The organism is Thalassotalea fusca, assembly GCF_053485835.1.
The window spans coordinates 1-1451 of the sequence record NZ_JBQRUN010000040.1 but is presented as its reverse complement, the minus strand read 5'-3'; the positions used below and the strand labels follow the sequence as shown (position 1 = coordinate 1451).

The 1451-nt window shown below is 40.8% G+C and carries 1 pseudogene; it reads right to left on the bottom strand.

The window, feature by feature from the left end:
• Positions 1-224: 224 nt before the first annotated feature.
• Positions 225-1451, bottom strand: a pseudogene (locus tag ACSLUK_RS19885) (IS1182 family transposase); the annotation flags it as partial.

Sequence of the window (1451 nt, the reverse complement as noted above, 5' to 3'; positions counted from 1 at the left end):
TCAGACTACTGACAAACCCCGTTATTTTATACGGGGTTTGTTTTTTATAAGCAGCCGTAGGCTGCGATCGCGATATTTTGCGATTAGAGCTTTTTTCCATTCTATTTGTTCTTATATGTTGGTTTTGGGATTTTCTGCTAGTTTGGCGTGTTTTTTTGAAGTATATGTTTTTAAAAGGGCTTCCCCTCTTAGATTGCCATTATCTGAGGAATATTTGATAGCGTCATCGCTATCTTTTTCATATTTTGCGCTGCCGCAGCTAAATATGCCTGCATTTGAACATTACGTTTACCTCGATATCTTGCATATCTGTGGCCGTGGTGTTGTTTTGCATCAGCAAAGCTTCTTTCTACGGTTTCACATCGTCGTTTGTATAGGTGTTTACCTAGGCTTGTTAAGCGAAATGTATTGGCTCGCTCTTGGCTCGCGGCCATTACATGACGCGTTATGACTTTCTTATTGCTTTTACTCTTAGTGCAATCGTTTAATATCGGGCAATTAACACATACCTTGGGGTTAGAATGGTATTCTCGGTAGCCTTCTCGACTAGTGGTTGAGTAGATTAACGTTTGCGCTTGCGGACAGGTATACGTATCTGCTTTCTCGTTATATGTGAAATGCTTTTTTTTAATGGCATTCTTAGTTCGTGAGGGACGACGGTAGCCAAACACCCCTTGAATATTGCGCTGTTCTAGATTGAAACATACGGGAGCTGTGAAGTAACCTGCATCAATACCAACAAAGTTTGGTGACAGTGCAAAACGATTTTCAATGGCATCGAGGCGAGCAATGTATGGCTGAGAATCGTGGACATTACCTGGCGTGATGTGCGTATCAACAATAATGTTATAGTCATTATCCACCGTTCGGTGGTCTAAGTAGAAAAAGCCTTTTGGCTTTTCATCTCGATGCATATAACCGCTATCACCATCAGTTTTGCTGACCTTATTCTGCTTTATCTCACAATAACCTTTATCCTTAAGTGGCTTTTTTCCTGCCGCTTTACGGTCTGCCTCCACAGCTTTGTCGATTTGTTTGATATACGCACTGGTTGAGACAGGTTTAAATTTGTTGGTGAACTTTCGTTTATTTGCATTCGCTTTTAAGTGTGTGCTGTCGGTGAATAAGGCTTTACCGCCAACTAAACCATGTTTAATTGCTTGTTGAACAATGTTATTAAATATACGTTCAAATACATCTGTACCATTGAAACGGCGGATACGGTTTTGGCTAAGTGTTGATGCATCGATAACCTTTTCGGTAAGTCCCATGCGTAGAAACCATCGATACGCGACATTCACTTCAATGTCTTTGATGATTTGACGCTCACTTTTAATACCAAATAAATAGCCTAGCAGCATGATTTTAAATAGCTGAACAGGGTCAACTGGCGGGCGGCCATTATCCGTACAGTACAAGTCCTTGACTTCATCTCGGATGAATTCGAAATT